Origin of the sequence: Stenotrophomonas maltophilia, from assembly GCF_900186865.1 — a bacterium.
Classification (GTDB): Bacteria; Pseudomonadota; Gammaproteobacteria; order Xanthomonadales; family Xanthomonadaceae; genus Stenotrophomonas; species Stenotrophomonas maltophilia.
Window position 1 is genome coordinate 3,789,555 of sequence record NZ_LT906480.1, and the last position, 17,559, is coordinate 3,807,113.

Sequence of the window (17,559 nt, forward strand, 5' to 3'; positions counted from 1 at the left end):
GTCACACAGGGCCGGGGTCATGGCTGCAACAGCCTGTTGCCGGGGGCAGGACCACCACGAACTGTTGCAGCCATGCACGCATCCTTGGCAGGGGCCTGTGCGTATGATCACAGCGTCCCCCTTCCGGAGCCCGCCATCGATGCGTCCCTGCCTGGCCCTGCTGCCGATGCTGCTCGCCACCGCTCCCGCCTGGGCGGATGCAGATACCTATCGCCTCGATCCGGTGCACACGCGTGTGCTGTTCAGCATCGACCACGCGGGCTACTCGCAGGCGATGGGCACGGTCTCCGGCAGTGAGGGCCGGCTGCAGTTCGATCCCGACAACTGGCGCGAAGCCACGTTGGACGTCGAAGTCCCCGTGTCGCGATTGGACCTTGGTGACGCCAAATGGAACCAGGCCACGCTGGCCCGCAGCCTTCTGGATGGCGAGCGTTTCCCGAAGGCACATTTCGTCTCCAGCCGGGTCGAACCGATCGATGCCAGGCGCGCCCACGTGATCGGCACCCTGACCCTGCGCGGGGTCAGCCAGGAGATCACGCTGGACGTGACCCTCAACGCCATCAAGCGCTACCCCCTCCCCCCGTTCCGACGCACCGCCGGTTTTTCCGCCAGCACCACGCTGAGCCGGCGCGCGTTCGGCATCACCGCCTGGCCGGGCGTCATCGGTGATGCAGTACAGCTGAGGATCGAGGCTGAAGCCACCCTCGACCGCAGCGACGCCCCGGGAACTCCCGCTCCCGTTCCACACTCCGACCCCAAGACGGCCCCCTAGAGGACCCTTCATGACCGCCAAGAACACCCCCGCCGCCTGGGGGAGTGTCAGCCAGATCCTGCATTGGTTGATCGCATTGCTGATCCTCGCCCTGGGCGTGGTCGGCCTGACCATGGGCGAACTGCCCAAGACCCCCAAGTATTTCTGGGTCTATACCGCGCACAAGTCGATCGGCATCACCGTGCTGGCGCTCGTGCTCTTCCGCCTCGGCTGGCGCCTGTATGCCGGTGCCCCCAAGCCGGTGCCGGGCGTGCCCAGCTGGCAGGAACGCATCGCCAGTGCCACCCACGTGCTGCTGTATGTGCTGATGTTCGCCATCCCACTGTCGGGCTGGCTGTACGACTCGGCCAGCGGCCTGCGCCCGTTCCGCTGGTTCGGCCTGGTCGACGTGCCCAAGCTGAGCGGTCCCGACCCGCAGGTGGTCGCGGTATCGCATGCCATCCACGAGTACGGCTTCTGGCTGTTGATCGCGGTGGTGCTGGCCCATGCCGGCGCTGCCTTCTACCACCACCTGTTCCAGCGCGATGCGACCTTGTCCCGCATGTTGCCGCGCGGCTGGCTTGCCTCCCCTCAGAAGGACTGACCGATGAACCTGAAACTGACCACTCCGGCCGCCGTGGCCGCCGCCCTGGCCGGCATGCTGGCCACCACCCCGGTGTTCGCCGCCGACTACGCACAGGCGCCCGGCGCCGGCTCGATCCTGGTGTTCGCCACCAAGTACGACGGCGAAGTGTTCACCGGCAGCTTCCCGGGCTTTGCCACCAAGCTCAGCTTCGACCCGGCCAATCCGGCCGCCGGTTCGCTGGACGTGGTGATCCCGCTGGCCGGCGCCAAGAGCGGCAACAGCGACCGTGACTCGACCCTGCAGACCGCCGACTTCTTCAATGTTGGCAAGTTCGCCACCGCACGCTACACCGCCAAGGGCTTCCGCGCGGTGGGCAATGACCAGTTCGCCGCCGATGGCACACTGGAGCTGCGAGGCGTCAGCAAGCCGGTCACCCTCACCTTCACCTGGAAGCCGGGCACCCAGCCGGTGCTGACCGGCAAGGCCACGGTCAAGCGGCTGGACTTCGGCGTCGGCGGCGGCGACTGGGCCGACACCAAGACCATCCCGGACGAAACCGCGATCAGCACGATCGTGAAGTTCGACGCGAAATAAACCGCCTCTGGTAGTGTCGGCCGCTGGCCGGCATCACTGGGCATCGCGGGGTTGCCGGCCAACGGCCGGCACTACCGGTCGACGGCCAGCCAGGCTTGGACCGTGGCCGCGTCGAACGGCCAGTCCAGCTCACGACCGCCAGTCTCGTCACGCAGCACCGGCACCCGCGCGCCGTAGCGCGCTTCCAGCGCAGGCTGATCGTCCAGGAACACCGATTCGAACTCCGGTGCCCGCGCCTTGGCCAGCTCGGCCAGGGCCATGTCGCACAGGTGGCAGTCATCGCGCTGGAACAGGGTCAACACCGGTTTTGCTCCCTCTGCCGAAATGCTGCGCCGCAGCCATGGAAGTGCGGCATGAACCGCTAGAATAGCGGTCTCCTCCGGTACCCGCAGTACGGCAACCATGGCTGTCAGCACGTTCGACGTTTTCAAGATCGGCATTGGCCCGAGCTCCTCGCACACCGTCGGGCCGATGAAGGCCGCCGAGCGATTCATCCATCGCTGGCTGCTTGACCCGGGCCGCCTGCACGAGGTCGCGCGCATCCGCGCCGATGTCTATGGCTCGCTGGCGCTGACCGGCCGCGGCCATGGCACCGACAAGGCGATCCTGCTGGGCCTGGAAGGCCAGCGGCCGAACCTGATCGATCCGGACATCATTCCGGCCACCCTGGAGCGCATCCGCAGCAGCAAGCGCATCCAGCTGATGGGCCAGCACGAGATCGCCTTCGACGAGAAGCGCGACCTCGGCATGAACAAGCGCCAGAAGCTGCCGTACCACACCAACGGCATGCGCTTCACCGCGTACAACGCCGAGGACGAGGTGATCGCCACCCGCGATTACTACTCGGTCGGTGGCGGCTTCGTGGTCAACCAGGATGATGCAGCCGATGACCGCATCGTGCCCGACGAAACCCCGCTGCCCTACCCGTTCAAGAGCGGCGACGAGCTGCTGGCACAGACCGCGCGCAGCGGCCTGAGCATTGCCCAGCTGATGTTCGAGAACGAGAAGTGCTGGCGCAGCGAAGACGAGATCCGCGCCAACCTGCGCGAGATCTGGAGTGCGATGCAGTCGTGCGTGGCGCGCGGCATCCGCGAGGAAGGCGTGCTGCCGGGTGGCCTGAAGGTCGGCCGTCGTGCACCGGCGCTGTACCGCGAGCTGTCGTCGAAGCCGGAAGCAGCGATGCGCGATCCGCTGACCACGCTGGACTGGGTCAACCTGTACGCGCTGGCGGTGAACGAAGAGAACGCCGCCGGTGGTCGTGTGGTGACTGCGCCGACCAACGGCGCTGCCGGCGTGCTGCCGGCGGTGCTGCATTACTTCGACCGTTTCTGCCCCGGCGCCAACGAACAGCGCGTATTCGACTTCCTGCTGACCTCGGCAGCGATCGGCATCCTGTACAAGGAAAACGCCTCGATCTCCGGCGCCGAAGTGGGCTGCCAGGGCGAAGTGGGCGTGGCCTGCTCGATGGCGGCCGGTGGCCTGGTCGCAGCGCTGGGTGGCAACCCGAGCCAGATCGAGAATGCCGCGGAAATCGGCATGGAACACAACCTCGGCCTGACCTGTGACCCGATCGGCGGGCTGGTGCAGATCCCCTGCATCGAACGCAATGCGATGGGCGCGGTGAAGGCGATCAATGCCTCGCGCATGGCGATGCGCGGCGACGGCAAGCACAAGGTGTCGCTGGACAAGGTGATCAAGACCATGCGCGATACCGGCCGCGACATGCAGGACAAGTACAAGGAAACCAGCCGTGGCGGCCTGGCGGTGAACGTCATCGAGTGTTGAGGTCGACCGGTCCCGGCGCGATGGCGCCGGGCCACAGGTAGAGTCGACCGTTGGTCGACTATCGCGCGCAGCGCGGGATCTTCGCTCGTTGTGGGGAAGGTAGTCGACTAACTGTGTAAACCCACCACGTTGTTCAGCAGGACTCTGGAAATAGGTGGCTGGCCACCGATCCCCATGTGAGGGCGGTGCCAGTTGTAGTGGTGCAGCCATTGGGTCAGCACGGAATTGCGCTGGTCCGAGGAGGCGTATTCGCGGGCGTAGGCCCATTCGCGCAGGCTGGTTTGGATGAAGCGCTCGGCTTTGCCATTGGTCCGCGGCGTGTAGGGCTTGGTTCTGATGTGCTTGATCCCAAGGGATTTGAGCAGCTTGGCAAAGGCGGTGGAGCGATAGCAGGCACCGTTGTCGGTCAGGATCCGCTTGAAGGTGATTCCCAGGCTGGCGTAGTACTGCAGAGCGCCCAGCAGCGCCTGGCAGGCGGTTTCGGCCTGTTCATTGGGGTGGACGCTGCTGAAGGCGACCCGGGAGTGATCGTCGATGGCCACGTGGACGTAGCCCCAGCCACCGCCAGCGGCGTTTCCCCGACGTTTGGCATCGGTTCTGTGCCCTGGCCGCTGGAAGTTGCCCAGCTTCTTGATGTCCAGGTGCAGCAGCCCTCCGGGCTGATCGTATTCGTATCGGATGACCTCCTTGGGCGGTTCAAGCCGACACAGCCGATTGAGGCCGTGGGCACGCATCAGCCTTGAAATCGTACTGTGGCCGACCCCCAGCGCCTTGGAGATGGTCAGGTAGGTCTGCCGTTTACGGCGGTGCTCCTTGATTTGCTCGATTACCGGAGCAGGTGTGGCATGCGGCGTCTGGTGAGGCCGTGAGCTGCGGTTTTCCAGCCCCGGTGCCCCGAACTGGCGGAATCGGGCCAGCCATTTGTAGGCCGTACGCACACTTACGCCGCATGCTTGGGCTGCTTCCTCTGGGCGCAGGCCCTCGTGGAGGATGCGGCGAATAAGAAGTGCTCGACTATGGACGGTCAAACGGGCATTTTTATGGTGGTTCATCCGGGCTCTTTGGGGTCTGGAGAGGTGTGGTAACCACCATTTTCCAAAGATGTCCCGGATGAACAACGTACAGAGAGATCACAACTAACAGTCGACTCTACCCAGTCGACTCTACCCAGTCGACTCTACCCAGTCGCCCTTGCCCGGTCGGACGACACCGTCACTGCGTTCCGGTTAGGCTCGGGGCTCCCCTATCCAGGACCGCCCCATGCGCGTGATCGCTGCCGCCCTGCTTGCCTGCCTGCCGCTGCCTGCGCTGGCCGCGCCCACTTACGGGCCGCGGCTGGAGGGTTTCGACTACGGCTATCCGGTGAAGACCTTCGCGCTGGAATCGCAGCGGCAGCCGCTGGAGATGGCCTACCTCGACATCGCGCCGAAGAAGGCACCCATCGGCGTGGTGGTGCTGCTGCACGGCAAGAACTTCTGTGCCGCCACCTGGAAGGAATCGATCAAGCCACTGGTTGCCGCCGGCTATCGGGTGATCGCCCCGGACCAGGTGGGCTTCTGCAAATCCAGCAAGCCCGAGCGTTACCAGTATTCGTTCGCGCAGCTGGCCGCCAACACCCATGCCCTGCTGCAACAGCTGCAACTGGGTGATGTCCCGGTGCACCTGGTCGGTCATTCGATGGGCGGCATGCTGGCGGTGCGCTATGCGCTGATGTTCCCGCAGGACCTGCGCAGCCTGTCACTGGTCAACCCGATCGGGCTGGAAGACTGGAAGGCGCTGGGTGTTCCCTGGCGCAGCGTGGACGCGTGGTACGCCGGCGAAATGAACATCAGCTATGACAGCATCCGCCGCTACCAGCTGGACGTGTATTACGACGGCAAATGGAAGCCGGCGTATGAACCGTGGGCACGGATGCAGTCGGGCATGTACGAAGGGCCCGGCAAGCAGGCCGTTGCATGGAGCCAGGCACTGGCCTCGGACATGGTGTTCAACCAGCCGGTGGTCTACGAACTCAAGAATGTTCAGGTGCCGACCACGCTGTTTATCGGGCAGAAGGACCGCACCGCGATCGGTCGCGACCTGGCGCCACCAGCGGTGAAGGCGACGCTGGGCAACTATCCGGTGCTCGGGAAGGCGGCAGCCGCGGCGATTCCCGGCGCGACGCTGATCGAGTTCGCCGAACTGGGCCATTCGCCGCAGGTGCAGGACCCGAAGCAGTTCAACGCGGCGTTGCTGAAGGCATTGAAGGCGCATTGAACGGCAGCCGTCCCCTGTAGAGCCGAACCCATGCTCGGCTTATCCAGCAGGAGGGGATTTTGCCAGCAGCCGAGCATGGGCTCGGCTCTACAGAAGCAGTGCGATCAGCCGACGATCCGCAACACGTCATCCAGCAACGCAGCGGCAGTGACTTCCGCCCCCGCGCCCGGCCCCTGGATCAACAGCGGTTGGCGCCGATAGCGGTCACTGTGGATGGCCACGCGGTTGTCGGTGCCCGCGCCCTGCGCCAACGGGTGATCGGCAGGCAACTCACGCAGGCCCACCTGCGCACCCTCGCCATCGACACGGCCAACGAAACGCAGCACGCGGCCATTGTCATGCGCCTGCTGCCAGCGCGCCTGCAACGGCGCATCCAGCTGCTCAAGCGCCGCCACCGCATCCTCCAGCGGCAGCGCTGCCAGCGCTTCAGGCACCAGTGAATCCACCTCTACCTGCGACGCATCCAGCGCCAACCCGCTGCTGCGAGCGAGGATCAGCAGCTTGCGACGCACGTCTTCACCGGAAAGGTCCAGGCGCGGATCGGGCTCGGTGTAGCCGGCAGCCAGCGCCTCGCGCACCGCCGCCGAGAACGGCGACTGGCCGTCATAACGATGGAACAGCCACGCCAGCGAACCGGACAGCACGCCTTCGATGGCATGGATGTGATCGCCACCGGCCACCAGTGCACGCAGGCTGCTCAACAGCGGCAGGCCCGCGCCCACCGTCGCGCTGTCGCCATAGCGTGCGCCACTGTCGGCACAGCTTTCCGCAATGGCCTGCGCGCGGGCCAGCTGCGCACCACGCCCCAGCTTGTTGGCGGTCACCACATGCACGCCCCGCGCCAGCCACTGCACGTGGCGCGCGGCCACGTCTTCGCTGGCGGTGGCGTCGACCACCACGTCGCCACGCTCCAGTCCTTCGGCACTCGCCCACGGTGGCGAACTCTGGCCATCGCGCGGTGCACGCCGTGCCAGTTCCAGCGGCAAGGCCAGGTCACGATCGATCTCCAGCGCAGTGCGTGAATTGGCCAGCCACTGCACGCTGGGCAGTTCCAGCCCACGCGCCCGCAATGCCTGGTAACGCTGTACGAAGGCCGAGCCGACCGTGCCGGTGCCCAGCAGCGCCAGGCGTCCCACGCCCAGAGCAGGAATTTCTGCGGCGAGCGCGCTCATGCATCCACCACCTGTTTGCGGCGCGCAGCCGCATCAATCACCGCTTCGGCACGCTGCAGCGCGGCGCCGAGATCGGCCAACAGGTCACGCTCGGCCTCAATGCCAACCGACAGGCGCAGCAGGCCTTCGCTGATGCCGGCCGCGGCACGCGCTTCGGCGGTCATCGCCGCATGGGTCATGGTGGCGGGATGCGCGATCAGGCTTTCGACGCCGCCCAGCGATTCGGCCAGGGTGAAACAGCGCAGGCCATCGACGAACGCGCGCACCGCCGCGTGCGGATCATCACCCGCGCAGTGCGCCAGTTCGAACGACAGCATCGCGCCGAAGCCACTCTGCTGGCGAGCAGCGATGGAGTGGCCCGGGTGATCGGCCAGACCCGGATAATAGACGCGGCCGACCGCCGGATGCTGGTCCAGCAGCGCAACGATCGACGTGGTGTTCTCCTGATGCACGCGCAGGCGCGCATCCAGCGTGCGCAGGCCGCGCAGGGTCAGGAAGGCATCGAACGGCGAACCCGTCAGGCCCAGCGCGTTGCCCCACCACACCAGCTGCTCATGCAGTGCCGGATCGCGCGCGACGACCGCACCACCCACCACGTCGCTGTGGCCGTTGATGTACTTGGTGGTGGAATGCAGCACCAGATCCGCGCCGAATGACAGTGGTTGCTGCAGGGCCGGCGACAGGAAGGTGTTGTCGACCACAACCAGAGCACCTGCCTTGTGCGCGGCATCGATGACGAAGCGCAGGTCGGTGATGCGCAGCAGCGGATTGGACGGCGTTTCCACCAGCACCAGCTTCGGCTGGGTGGCCAGCGCCTGCGACAGCGCGCGCGGATCGGTCAGGTCGGCGGTGACCAGTTCGAAATGGCCCTTCTTCGCCAGCGCATTGAACAGCCGCCAGCTGCCACCGTACGCGTCGTGCGGCACGACCAGGGTATCGCCCGGCTGAAGCAGCGCGTTCAGCACCAGGTTGATCGCCCCCATGCCGGTGGCGGTGATCACGCCGCCCGCACCGCCTTCCAGCTCGGCCAGCGCTTCACCCAACAGGTCGCGGGTCGGGTTGCCACTGCGCGTGTAGTCGTACTGGCGCTTGTTGCCGAAGCCTTCAAAACTGAAGTTCGACGACAGCACGATCGGCGGCGTGACCGCGCCATGCGCGGTGTCCCGATCGATGCCGGCACGGACGGCGGCAGTGGTGCGGCTACAGGACGGCTCGTTGGCGTGCAGGCTCATGCGGACTCTCCAGAGGTGCGGAAGGCGGTGGCGAGGATCGCGTCGATGCGATCGGTTTCTTTGAGGAAGGCGTCGTGGCCATAGGGCGAGCGCAGCACGCGCAGGCTTCCGCGCGGCCCCAGCCCCTCGACCAGGCTGACCAGGTCGGCCAGCGGCACCAGGCGGTCACCCTCCACCGCGACCACCACGGTCGGCGGCAGGATGGCCGCGGGGTCCACGCGGTGCAGGTCGATCGATTCGGACAGGCGCAGGTAGGCGGTCACCGGCGTGCGCGCGACGTACTGCGCGCCGGCGGCGTCCAGATAGTCCTCGGCGGCGACCCGCACGCGGCCGTTGATCACTTCCGGCGCGGCGTCGAAGCGCTCGCCGAACTCTTCCGGGGTGCGGTAGCTGAGCATGGCGAACTGCCGGGCCAGCGCCAGGCCATGGTCTTCGCCGCACTGCAGTTGGCCGAGGGCGACGGCGCGGCGCTGCAGTGCGCGCCAGGCCGCGGCATACGGGTGCGGACGATGCGCGCCGCTGGCCAGCACCAGCTGACGCACCCGGGCTCGATGACGGATTGCGAGCTGCTGGCCGACCAGCGCGCCATACGAGTAGCCGACGAAGGCCTTCAGCGTGCGGATACCCAGATGATCCAGCAGCAGTGCCAGCGCATCGGCCTGGTCAGCGGTATCGATCGGCACGTCCAACGCACCGTCGGCCCCGATGAAGTCGAACGCCAGTACGCGCAACTGCTGCGGATCCAGCGTGCGACCACTGCCGACCAGGTCTTCGGCCCAGCCCTTCTCGCTGAACTGTGCGTTGGACGCCACATGGCGATGGGCGGAAATGCCGCCGGCCAGCACCACCACCGGCGCATTGGCCGGGCCGACCCACTCATAGCGCAGGCGCACCGGGCTGGGGCCAGCGTGACGCATCGACAGCACCGCGGCGAACTCACCGCGCTCGGCATGCACGCGGTCTTCGACCGGCACGCTGACGGGAACAAAGGGTTCGGGGCGAACGGCGGTACTGGCAGCGAAGCTCATGGCGGGATCCGGTTGGGGAATCGGCCATCGAGCCTTCGCGGGGCTCGCGTTCGAGATGCACGTGCGGTGCATGGATCGAACCATCTTTCGGTGGACGCCACGGTCCCCGCAGGATTTGGCACCTACGCGAACGCTTTCGCATCCGCGGGCTGCCCCGGCTTCAAAGGGCCTGTCCCTCTGCCGGTCTCGATGGTGAGTCCACGATGCCAGCGCTTCCGGGCGCTGTCAATCCCTTCATGCGGATAAAGCGATGAATATTTTCGCGACAGGTATGCGAGAGGCGTCGCGGTCGCTCCGTTCAGGATCGGGTACAGTCCTGACGGTCCGTTTTCCTGAATCCGCTGATGCCACGCCTGCCCTTGACCTGCCTGCTCCTGCCGCTGCTGGCCAGCGCCTCTGCCGGCGCCAGCGACTGGCGCCAGGGCTGGGGGATGCTGCCGAAGGCGCCTGCCCCCGCCAGCGCCGACGCAAAGGCCCCCCTTCCGATGGCCCAGCTGCGCCTGCAGTCGATCGGCGAACAGTGGCAGGCCCGGATCGACAACACCCTGGCCGGGCCGTTGCAGATCGAACTGCGCGCCGCCCCTGGGCACCCGGTCGACGGCTTGCCGGTGCAGTCACTGATACAGGGCGACAGCAGTCTGGTCGTCGGCCACCTCCCCGCGCCAGTCAACGGCCGGATGCTGGACCTGCGCCTGCAGTCGGTACCAGGCAACCCCGCCGCACAGGCCGAGGATGTGGCCTACCGCCTGCCCTTCGATGATGCACGCCCGCGCGTGGACCAGGCGCCGCAGGGCCGGTTCAGCCATGACGACGAGGAGAACCGCGACGCGGTCGACTTCGCACTGCCGGAGGGCACGCTGGTGCTGGCCGCGCGCGAGGGCACGGTGATGCAGATCCAGGATGGCTTCCGAGGCAACGGCCAGGACCGCGAACGTGATGGTGCCCGCGCCAACTTCATCCGCGTGCTGCACAGCGACGGCAGCATGGCCCTGTACGGCCACCTGCAGGCCGGCGGCATGCGCGTGCGTCGCGGCCAGGCAGTGGGCGCCGGGCAGCCCATCGGCCTGTCCGGCAACAGCGGCTTCAGCAGCGCACCGCACCTGCACTTCGTGGTACAGGTCAACCGCGGCATGGGCCTGCGTTCGGTGCCGGCACGCATCTTCGCCGAGCAGGGCCAGCTGCAGTTCGCCCGCCAGGGCGAGGCCGAGGGCGGCATCGGGCGCTGAACGGCCCCGGTCGGTATAATCGGGCGCTTATCTCTTTGAAAAGCGCCCCGGGCGGGCGCCACTGCCATGTCCGAAGTCGCCAACGAAGCGTCGCGTCGCCGCACCTTCGCCATCATTTCCCACCCTGACGCCGGCAAGACCACGCTGACCGAAAAGCTGCTGCTGTTCGGAGGCGCGATCCAGATGGCCGGTTCGGTCAAGGGCCGCAAGGCCGCCCGCCACGCCACCTCCGACTGGATGGCATTGGAAAAGGAACGCGGCATCTCCGTCACCTCTTCGGTGATGCAGTTCCCGTACGAAGACAAGATCGTCAACCTGCTCGACACCCCCGGCCACGCCGACTTCGGCGAGGACACCTACCGCGTGCTGACTGCGGTGGACTCGGCGCTGATGGTGATCGACGTGGCCAAGGGCGTGGAAGAGCGCACCATCAAGCTGATGGAAGTGTGCCGCCTGCGCGATACCCCGATCATGACCTTCATCAACAAGCTCGACCGCGAGGGCAAGGACCCGATCGAGCTGCTGGATGAAGTGGAAACCGTGCTGGGCATCCAGTGTGCGCCGGTCACCTGGCCGATCGGCATGGGCCAGCGCCTGAAGGGCGTGGTCCACCTGCTGACCGGCGAAGTGCACCTGTACGAGCCGGGCCGCAACTTCACCCGCCAGGATTCGACCATCTTCCCGTCCATCGATGCCCCCGGCCTGGCCGAGAAGATCGGTGCGCAGATGCTGGCCGACCTGCGCGACGAGCTGGAACTGGTGCAGGGCGCCAGCCATCCGTTCGACCTGGAGGCCTACCGCGCCGGCAAGCAGACCCCGGTGTTCTTCGGCTCGGGCGTGAACAACTTCGGCGTGCAGCCGCTGCTGGACTTCTTCGTCGAGCATGCGCCGTCGCCGCAGGCGCGTTCCACCACTGGCCGCGAGATCGCCCCGGAAGAGAACAAGCTGACCGGCTTCGTGTTCAAGATCCAGGCCAACATGGACCCGCAGCACCGCGACCGCGTCGCGTTCATGCGGGTCTGCTCGGGCCGCTTCAGCGCTGGCATGAAGACCTTCCACGTGCGCACCGGCAAGGAAATGAAGCTGGCCAACGCACTGACCTTCATGGCCAGCGATCGTGAAATCGCCGCAGAAGCCTGGCCGGGCGATGTGATCGGCATCCACAACCACGGCACCATTTCCATCGGCGATACTTTTACCGAAGGCGAAGCGGTCACCTTCACCGGCATCCCCAACTTCGCCCCGGAACTGTTCCGCCGCGCGCGCCTGCGCGATCCGCTCAAGCTCAAGCAGCTGCAGAAGGGACTGGCCCAGCTGTCCGAAGAAGGCGCGACCCAGTTCTTCCGCCCTCTCACCAGCAACGACCTGATCCTGGGTGCGGTGGGTGTGCTGCAGTTCGACGTGGCGGCCTATCGCCTGAAGGACGAGTACGGCGTGGAAGCCACCTTCGAGCCGGTCAGCGTGACCACCGCGCGTTGGGTCCACTGCAGCAACGAGAAGAAGCTGGAAGAGTTCCGCGAAAAGAATGCGCTGAACCTGGCACTGGATGCAGCCGGCCACCTGGTCTACCTGGCACCGACCCGGGTCAACCTGCAGCTGGCGCAGGAACGCTCGCCGGACGTGCGTTTCTCGGCCACCCGCGAAGCGGCCCATACCGTTTCGGTGGGCTGATGCCACGGGGTCGGATCCCTTTCCGGCAGGAAAGGGCTCTGACCCCAGCCAACGCAAGGCAGGCATTCACCCACCATACGGTGACAGGCGTGCACGTATCGCCCATCGCGGCGATGATAAGGGGGTGCGGGTCCCCCTCCCCGCGAACAATGCCTACGCCATGTCCACGACGTCCATTGCTTCGATCCGTGAAGAAATCGCCAGCGCCCTGACCCATGGCCTGGGCGCGGTATTCGCCCTGGCCGCCAGCGCGGTGTTGATCACCCTGGCTGCGATCTACGGCGACGGCTGGCAGCTGGCCAGCGCGATCGTGTTCGGTATCGCGCTGTTGCTGCTGTACACCGCCTCCACGCTGTACCACGCCATCCAGCATCCGGTCGCCAAGGGCCGGTTGAAGGTGTTCGACCACTGCGCGATCTATGTGCTGATCGCGGGCACCTATACCCCGTTCACCCTGATCGGCCTGCGCGGTCCGTGGGGCTGGGGCCTGTTCACCGCGATCTGGGCGCTGGCGCTGGGCGGCGTGGTGTTCAAGCTGTTCTACACCGGCCGTTTCAAGGTGCTCTCAACGGTGATCTACATCGCCATGGGCTGGCTGGTGGTCGTGGCGATCAAGCCGATGTGGGCCTCGATCGATGGCGGCACCCTCACCTGGCTGTTCGGCGGCGGCCTGTCGTATACGCTGGGGACCTACTTCTACCACCGTGAATCGATCCCGTACTCGCATGCCATCTGGCACCTGTTCGTGATCGGCGGCAGCGTCTGCCACTTCGTCGCGGTCACCATGCAGGTGCTGTAAATGGCCGCTCGACGGCGGCGTGTGCACGCCATGCACATGGTCGCTTCGCGCCCTGTCCACGAACAGGGGGCAACCATGGCAGCGTGAATGCTGCCGCCTCCCCTGCCGCAAAGCGCACGTCCCGTTGGCGCCTCCGCCGCCCCGGCCCACGAGGCCGGCGCTGGCTCACGATCCTGGTCTTCCTGCTGGCGGCGATCCTGATACTGCTCGCGTTGTGGGACTGGAACTGGTTCAAGGGTCCGGTGGAGCGCGCGGTACAGGCACGCACCGGCCGAGTGCTGCGCATCGGGAACCTTGATGTCGACCTCGGCCGCACCAGCACGATCCGCGCCGATGCGATCACCTTCGCCAATGCCAGCTGGGCGAAACAACCTGAGATGGCCAGCGCAGACCGCGTCGAGATCGACGTGCGGGTCTGGCCCCTGCTGCGCGGCAGCGTGCAGCTGCCCGAGGTGCGCCTGACCCGGCCGGACGTGCTGCTGGAAACCGCCCCGCGCAAGGGCGAGCCGGGGAACTGGGACTTCCTCGGTGACAGCGCCGGCGGCACAAGCCCGCAGCTCAAACGCCTGCGCATCGACGATGGTCGGCTGCAGTTCATCGATGCACTGGGCCGCACCGACATCCGCGTGGGCGTGCGCAGCGGTCAGCCGAAACAGGCCGATGCCTCACCGCCGCTGCTGGTGCAGGGCAAAGGCCACTGGCAAGGCAACCCGTTCACCCTGCGCGGTGGCACCGAATCTCCGCTGGAACTGACCGACAGCGACCACCCGTTCCGCATCCACCTCGACGGTCGCGCCGGCGCTACCCACGCGGTGGCCAGTGGCACGCTGACCAATCCGTTCCAGCTGCGGGTGTTCGACCTGCAGTTCGCACTCAGCGGGCAGGACCTGTCGGACCTGTACCCGCTGCTCGGCATTGCCATCCCGCCCTCACCGCCCTACGCCTTGGACGGACGGCTGAAGCGCGACCACAACGTCTGGCGCTACGACAGCTTCACCGGGAAGGTCGGTGACAGCGACCTCGCTGGCAACCTGCAGTTCGAGGTGGGACGCGACCGTCCACGGCTGACCGCGACACTGGAATCCAGGCGCCTGGACTTCGATGACCTGGCCGGCTTCGTGGGAGCGCCACCGAAGACCGGCGGCGGCGAAACCGCGAATGCGGAGCAAAAGGCACAGGCCGCCCGCATCGCCGCCAGCAGCCGGGTATTGCCCGACACGCCCTACAACCTGGGCAAACTGCGTGCGATGGATGCCGACGTGCGCTGGAAGGCCCACCGCATCAACGCGCCCTCGTTGCCACTGGACGACATGGACGCGCACCTGCTGCTGGATGACGGCGTGCTGCGGCTGGACCCGCTGAACTTCGGCGTGGCCGGCGGCGATATCCGCAGCACGATCCGCATGGATGCACGCCAGGCGCAGATTCGCACCGCATTGAAGGCCAGCGTACGCGGCGTGCAGCTGGGCCAGCTTTTCCCGGATGCGAAGCTGGCCGAGCAGGCCAAGGGCGGCATCGGCGGCGAAGTGGACCTGAGCGGGCGCGGCAACTCGATCGCCGCCATGCTCGGCAGCAGCAGCGGCAAGGTCGGGCTGGCGATGGGCCGTGGCCATGTCGGCAACCTGGTGATGGAACTGGCCGGGCTGGATATCACCGAGTCGCTGAAATTCCTGGTGACCGGTGACAAGCAGATTCCGCTGCGCTGCGCCTTCGCCGACTTCGGTGTGCAGGACGGCCTGATGACCAGCCAGGCACTGGCGGTGGACACCACCGATACCATCCTCATCGGCGAAGGCACGGTCAGCCTGCGCGACGAGACCTTGGACCTGCTGCTGAAACCGCGCCCGAAGGACAAGAGCATCCTGGTACTGCGGTCACCGTTGCATATCAGCGGCACGTTCAAGGACCCGTCGTTCCGCCCGGACTTCAAGGCGTTGGGTATTCGCGGCGCGGTGGCCCTGGCACTGGGCAGCATTGCCCCGCCGGCAGCGCTGCTGGCTACGATTGAACTGGGGCCGGGCAAGGATGCCAACTGCGGTGGGCAGTATGCGAAGTAGGAGCGTTCGTTCGTGGCGCCTGGATTGATCGTGGTTTGAGGGGGACGGGTGACCCAGGCAGGACACGCCCATGCCCTCAGCCTCCCCCCGCATCAGGAAGGCGCTGGTTTGGCTTTGGCTTTGGCTTTGGCCCTGGCTTTGAGCTTCGAAAAGCGGGCTGGCGGGCCGCAGGCCCGCCAGCGAAAAACTCATCCCGCCACGATGTACTGCTGCAGCTGATCCAGCTCGCGCCGCTGCGCATCGATCACCGACTTCACCAGGTCGCCAATGGAAATCACCCCCAGCACCTGGGCGCCCTCCACCACCGGCAGGTGGCGGATGCGGTAGTCGGTCACCAGCTGCAGGCAATGCTCCACCTCTTCGCCCGGCGACACCGTCACCACCTGCGTCGTCATGATCTCGGCCACCGCCGTATCGCGCGAAGAACGATCACGCAACACGATCTTGCGCGCGTAATCGCGCTCCGAAAGGATCCCGACCAACCGTGGCCCGTCCATCACCAGGACCGCGCCAATGCCCTTTTCCGCCATCAACCGGATCGCATCGATCACCGCCGCATCCGGCGCGACCGCATGTACTTCAGGAGACTTGCCGTCCAACAGTTGCCGTACCGTGGTCATCTGCCTGCCCTCCGAGGGTGGGTTGCAGGGCCGAGCCTGCCACGGCGGATGCTAGCCACGCGTCAACCAGGTACAACGGCCGCTGCTTGGACTCTTCGTACAGGCGCCCCAGGTACTCACCGATCAGGCCCAGCGCGATCAACTGCACCCCGCCCAGGAACAGGATCACCGCCATCATCGTCGGCCAGCCCGCCACCCGGTCGCCGTACAGCGCGGCCTTGACGATCACCCACATGCCGAACACGAAGGCCACCGCCGCGGTTGCCAGCCCCAGGTAGGTCGCCGCGCGCAGGGGCACGGTCGAGAACCCGGTGATGCCTTCCAGGGCGAAGTTCCACAGCCGCCACAGGCTGAACTTGCTGGTGCCGGCCACGCGTGCGTGGCGGTGGTAGGGCACCGCCACGCGCTTGAAACCCACCCAGCTGAAAAGCCCCTTCATGAAACGATGGCGCTCACGCATCTCGCGCAGCGCACTCAGCGCGCGTGGTGACAGCAGGCGGAAATCCCCGGTATCGGCCGGGATCGGCGTACGCGAAAGGCGCCCCATCACGCGGTAGAAGATCGCCGCCGTGGCACGCTTGATCCAGGCCTCGCCATCGCGCGCCAGGCGCGTGCCATAGACGTTGTCATGGCCCTCGCGCCAGCGCGCGACGAACTGCGGCACAAGCTCCGGCGGGTCCTGGCCATCGGCATCCAGGATCATCGCCGCCCCTTCGCGTACCAGGTCCAGGCCAGCGGTCAGTGCGGCTTCCTTGCCGAAATTGCGCGACAGCTTCAGCGCGGAGACCCGCGCGTCGGATTGGGCCAGGCGGGCGATCACCTCCCAGGTCCCGTCATGGCTGCCGTCGTCCACGTACAGGATGTGGCCGTCGATGTCGGGCAGCGCGTCGAGCACCGCGCACAACCGCGGATGCAGCAACGGCAGTGCCAGGGCCTCGTTGTAGGCGGCGATGACGAAAGTGAGCCGTTCGCGGGTCATGCCCGGATTGTACGTTGCCGCCGGCCGTAGATCAGGCGGCGCGCGCTCACTCTTCCGAAAGGTACGCGGCCCCGCCCAGCTGCCGTGCCTGGCGCTGGATCCAGGCGGCGCGCCGCTGCACGTACGGCCCTGGCTTTGCGGCGTTGTAGCGCCGCGGTGCCGGCAGCACCGCCGCCAACCGCGCGCTATCGGCCGGGCTCAACCTGGCCGCGTCCTTGCCCCAGAACTTCTGCGCCGCCGCCTGAGCTCCGTACACGCCATCACCAAACTCGGCGATGTTGGCGTACATCTCCAGGATGCGCTTCTTTGGCCACAGCGCTTCGATCAGCACGGTGTACCAGACCTCCAGCCCCTTGCGGATCCAGCTGCGGCCCTGCCAGAGGAACAGGTTCTTGGCCACCTGCTGGCTGATCGTGCTGGCGCCACGCAGTCGCCCGCCCTTGGCATTGTGGTCGCGGGCCTTCTCGATCGCCTGCAGGTCGAAGCCGTTGTGGTCGGGGAAACGCTGGTCCTCAGCGGCCACCAGCGAAATCGGCAGGCTCGGCGCCATCTGGTCAAGGTCGCGCCACTGGTAATGCAGGCGATAGGACCAATCGGCCTCGCCCAGCGCCTCGCCATAGCGCCACAGCATCACCATGGACACCGGCGGGTCGATGAACCGCAGCACCAGGACCTGCAGGCAGCTGAAAGCAGCCAGCAGCACCGGCAGCCACAGCAGCCGTTTCCAGCGCCAGCGCCTGCGGCGTGGGCCTTCTACGACAGCTTCCACCTTGTGCTGCTCTCCCCCTGCCCCCATTACTGGT

The 17,559-nt window shown here is 66.6% G+C and carries 17 protein-coding genes and 1 riboswitch; of the genes, 9 read left to right on the top strand and 8 right to left on the bottom strand.

Annotation, left to right across the window (positions count from 1 at the left end; all coding sequences use genetic code 11):
* Positions 1-139: 139 nt before the first annotated feature.
* From CKW06_RS18025 to CKW06_RS18035, 3 genes are read left to right on the top strand one after another with little or no spacing between them, the layout of a single operon-like run.
* Positions 140-772 (top strand): YceI family protein, encoded by a 633-nt coding sequence (locus CKW06_RS18025; RefSeq protein ID WP_005410671.1) that lies wholly within the window; start codon positions 140-142, stop codon positions 770-772.
* Between the two features lie 10 nt (positions 773-782).
* Complete coding sequence (locus CKW06_RS18030) at positions 783-1,355, top strand: cytochrome b (protein WP_005410672.1); 573 nt, start codon at positions 783-785, stop codon at positions 1,353-1,355.
* Between the two features lie 3 nt (positions 1,356-1,358).
* A complete protein-coding gene (locus CKW06_RS18035; RefSeq protein ID WP_005414145.1) occupies positions 1,359-1,931 on the top strand; it encodes a YceI family protein in 573 nt (190 codons plus the stop codon).
* Positions 1,932-2,002: 71 nt separating this feature from the next.
* On the opposite strand, the gene CKW06_RS18040 is transcribed toward CKW06_RS18035, so the two are convergent.
* On the bottom strand, positions 2,003-2,233 hold the full coding sequence (locus tag CKW06_RS18040; RefSeq protein WP_024956919.1) for a glutaredoxin family protein: 231 nt from the start codon (positions 2,231-2,233) through the stop codon (positions 2,003-2,005).
* Positions 2,234-2,333: 100 nt separating this feature from the next.
* Between CKW06_RS18040 and CKW06_RS18045 the strand changes: the two genes are divergently transcribed.
* Positions 2,334-3,716: an L-serine ammonia-lyase gene (locus CKW06_RS18045; protein WP_024956918.1), complete on the top strand. Its 1,383-nt coding sequence runs from the start codon at positions 2,334-2,336 to the stop codon at positions 3,714-3,716.
* A 107-nt stretch (positions 3,717-3,823) separates the two neighbouring features.
* Here the strand turns inward: CKW06_RS18045 and CKW06_RS18050 are convergent, their stop codons facing one another.
* Positions 3,824-4,768, bottom strand: coding sequence for an IS481-like element ISStma1 family transposase (locus tag CKW06_RS18050; protein WP_012479022.1), 945 nt, complete (start codon positions 4,766-4,768; stop codon positions 3,824-3,826).
* Positions 4,769-4,976: 208 nt separating this feature from the next.
* Here CKW06_RS18050 and CKW06_RS18055 point away from each other — a divergent pair, with 208 nt between their 5' ends.
* Positions 4,977-5,972: an alpha/beta fold hydrolase gene (locus CKW06_RS18055; RefSeq protein ID WP_012481022.1), complete on the top strand. Its 996-nt coding sequence runs from the start codon at positions 4,977-4,979 to the stop codon at positions 5,970-5,972.
* Between the two features lie 104 nt (positions 5,973-6,076).
* On the opposite strand, the gene CKW06_RS18060 is transcribed toward CKW06_RS18055, so the two are convergent.
* The 3 genes from CKW06_RS18060 to metX are packed head-to-tail and all read right to left on the bottom strand — an operon-like array spanning position 6,077 to position 9,404.
* Positions 6,077-7,144 carry a homoserine dehydrogenase family protein gene (locus tag CKW06_RS18060; RefSeq protein WP_024956335.1) on the bottom strand — a complete coding sequence of 356 codons (1,068 nt, stop codon included), beginning with the start codon at positions 7,142-7,144 and terminating at the stop codon, positions 6,077-6,079.
* Positions 7,141-8,376, bottom strand: coding sequence for an O-succinylhomoserine (thiol)-lyase (locus CKW06_RS18065; RefSeq protein WP_005410678.1), 1,236 nt, complete (start codon positions 8,374-8,376; stop codon positions 7,141-7,143). The genes CKW06_RS18060 and CKW06_RS18065 overlap by 4 nt, the downstream gene beginning before the upstream one ends.
* Entirely contained in the window at positions 8,373-9,404 is a 1,032-nt protein-coding gene (gene metX / locus CKW06_RS18070) for a homoserine O-succinyltransferase MetX (RefSeq protein WP_024956334.1), read from the bottom strand. The genes CKW06_RS18065 and metX overlap by 4 nt, the downstream gene beginning before the upstream one ends.
* 77 nt (positions 9,405-9,481) lie before the next feature.
* Positions 9,482-9,600, bottom strand: a riboswitch (SAM riboswitch).
* Positions 9,601-9,748: 148 nt separating this feature from the next.
* Between metX and CKW06_RS18075 the strand changes: the two genes are divergently transcribed.
* The 4 genes from CKW06_RS18075 to CKW06_RS18090 all read left to right on the top strand — a co-directional run bounded on the left by CKW06_RS18075 (position 9,749) and on the right by CKW06_RS18090 (position 15,157).
* On the top strand, positions 9,749-10,630 hold the full coding sequence (locus CKW06_RS18075; protein WP_024956333.1) for a M23 family metallopeptidase: 882 nt from the start codon (positions 9,749-9,751) through the stop codon (positions 10,628-10,630).
* 66 nt (positions 10,631-10,696) lie between these two features.
* A complete protein-coding gene (locus CKW06_RS18080) occupies positions 10,697-12,301 on the top strand; it encodes a peptide chain release factor 3 (protein WP_005410681.1) in 1,605 nt (534 codons plus the stop codon).
* A gap of 160 nt (positions 12,302-12,461) precedes the next feature.
* On the top strand, positions 12,462-13,100 hold the full coding sequence (trhA, locus tag CKW06_RS18085; RefSeq protein ID WP_024956332.1) for a PAQR family membrane homeostasis protein TrhA: 639 nt from the start codon (positions 12,462-12,464) through the stop codon (positions 13,098-13,100).
* Positions 13,101-13,183: 83 nt separating this feature from the next.
* Positions 13,184-15,157 carry an AsmA family protein gene (locus tag CKW06_RS18090; RefSeq protein ID WP_024956331.1) on the top strand — a complete coding sequence of 658 codons (1,974 nt, stop codon included), beginning with the start codon at positions 13,184-13,186 and terminating at the stop codon, positions 15,155-15,157.
* Between the two features lie 188 nt (positions 15,158-15,345).
* On the opposite strand, the gene CKW06_RS18095 is transcribed toward CKW06_RS18090, so the two are convergent.
* From CKW06_RS18095 to mtgA, 3 genes are read right to left on the bottom strand one after another with little or no spacing between them, the layout of a single operon-like run.
* On the bottom strand, positions 15,346-15,777 hold the full coding sequence (locus CKW06_RS18095) for a CBS domain-containing protein (RefSeq protein ID WP_005410684.1): 432 nt from the start codon (positions 15,775-15,777) through the stop codon (positions 15,346-15,348).
* Positions 15,737-16,756 carry a glycosyltransferase family 2 protein gene (locus CKW06_RS18100; protein WP_024956330.1) on the bottom strand — a complete coding sequence of 340 codons (1,020 nt, stop codon included), beginning with the start codon at positions 16,754-16,756 and terminating at the stop codon, positions 15,737-15,739. The genes CKW06_RS18095 and CKW06_RS18100 overlap by 41 nt, the downstream gene beginning before the upstream one ends.
* Positions 16,757-16,802: 46 nt before the next feature.
* Positions 16,803-17,552, bottom strand: a complete 750-nt coding sequence (gene mtgA, locus CKW06_RS18105; protein ID WP_024956329.1) for a monofunctional biosynthetic peptidoglycan transglycosylase — start codon at positions 17,550-17,552, stop codon at positions 16,803-16,805.
* Between the last annotated feature and the right edge of the window lie 7 nt (positions 17,553-17,559).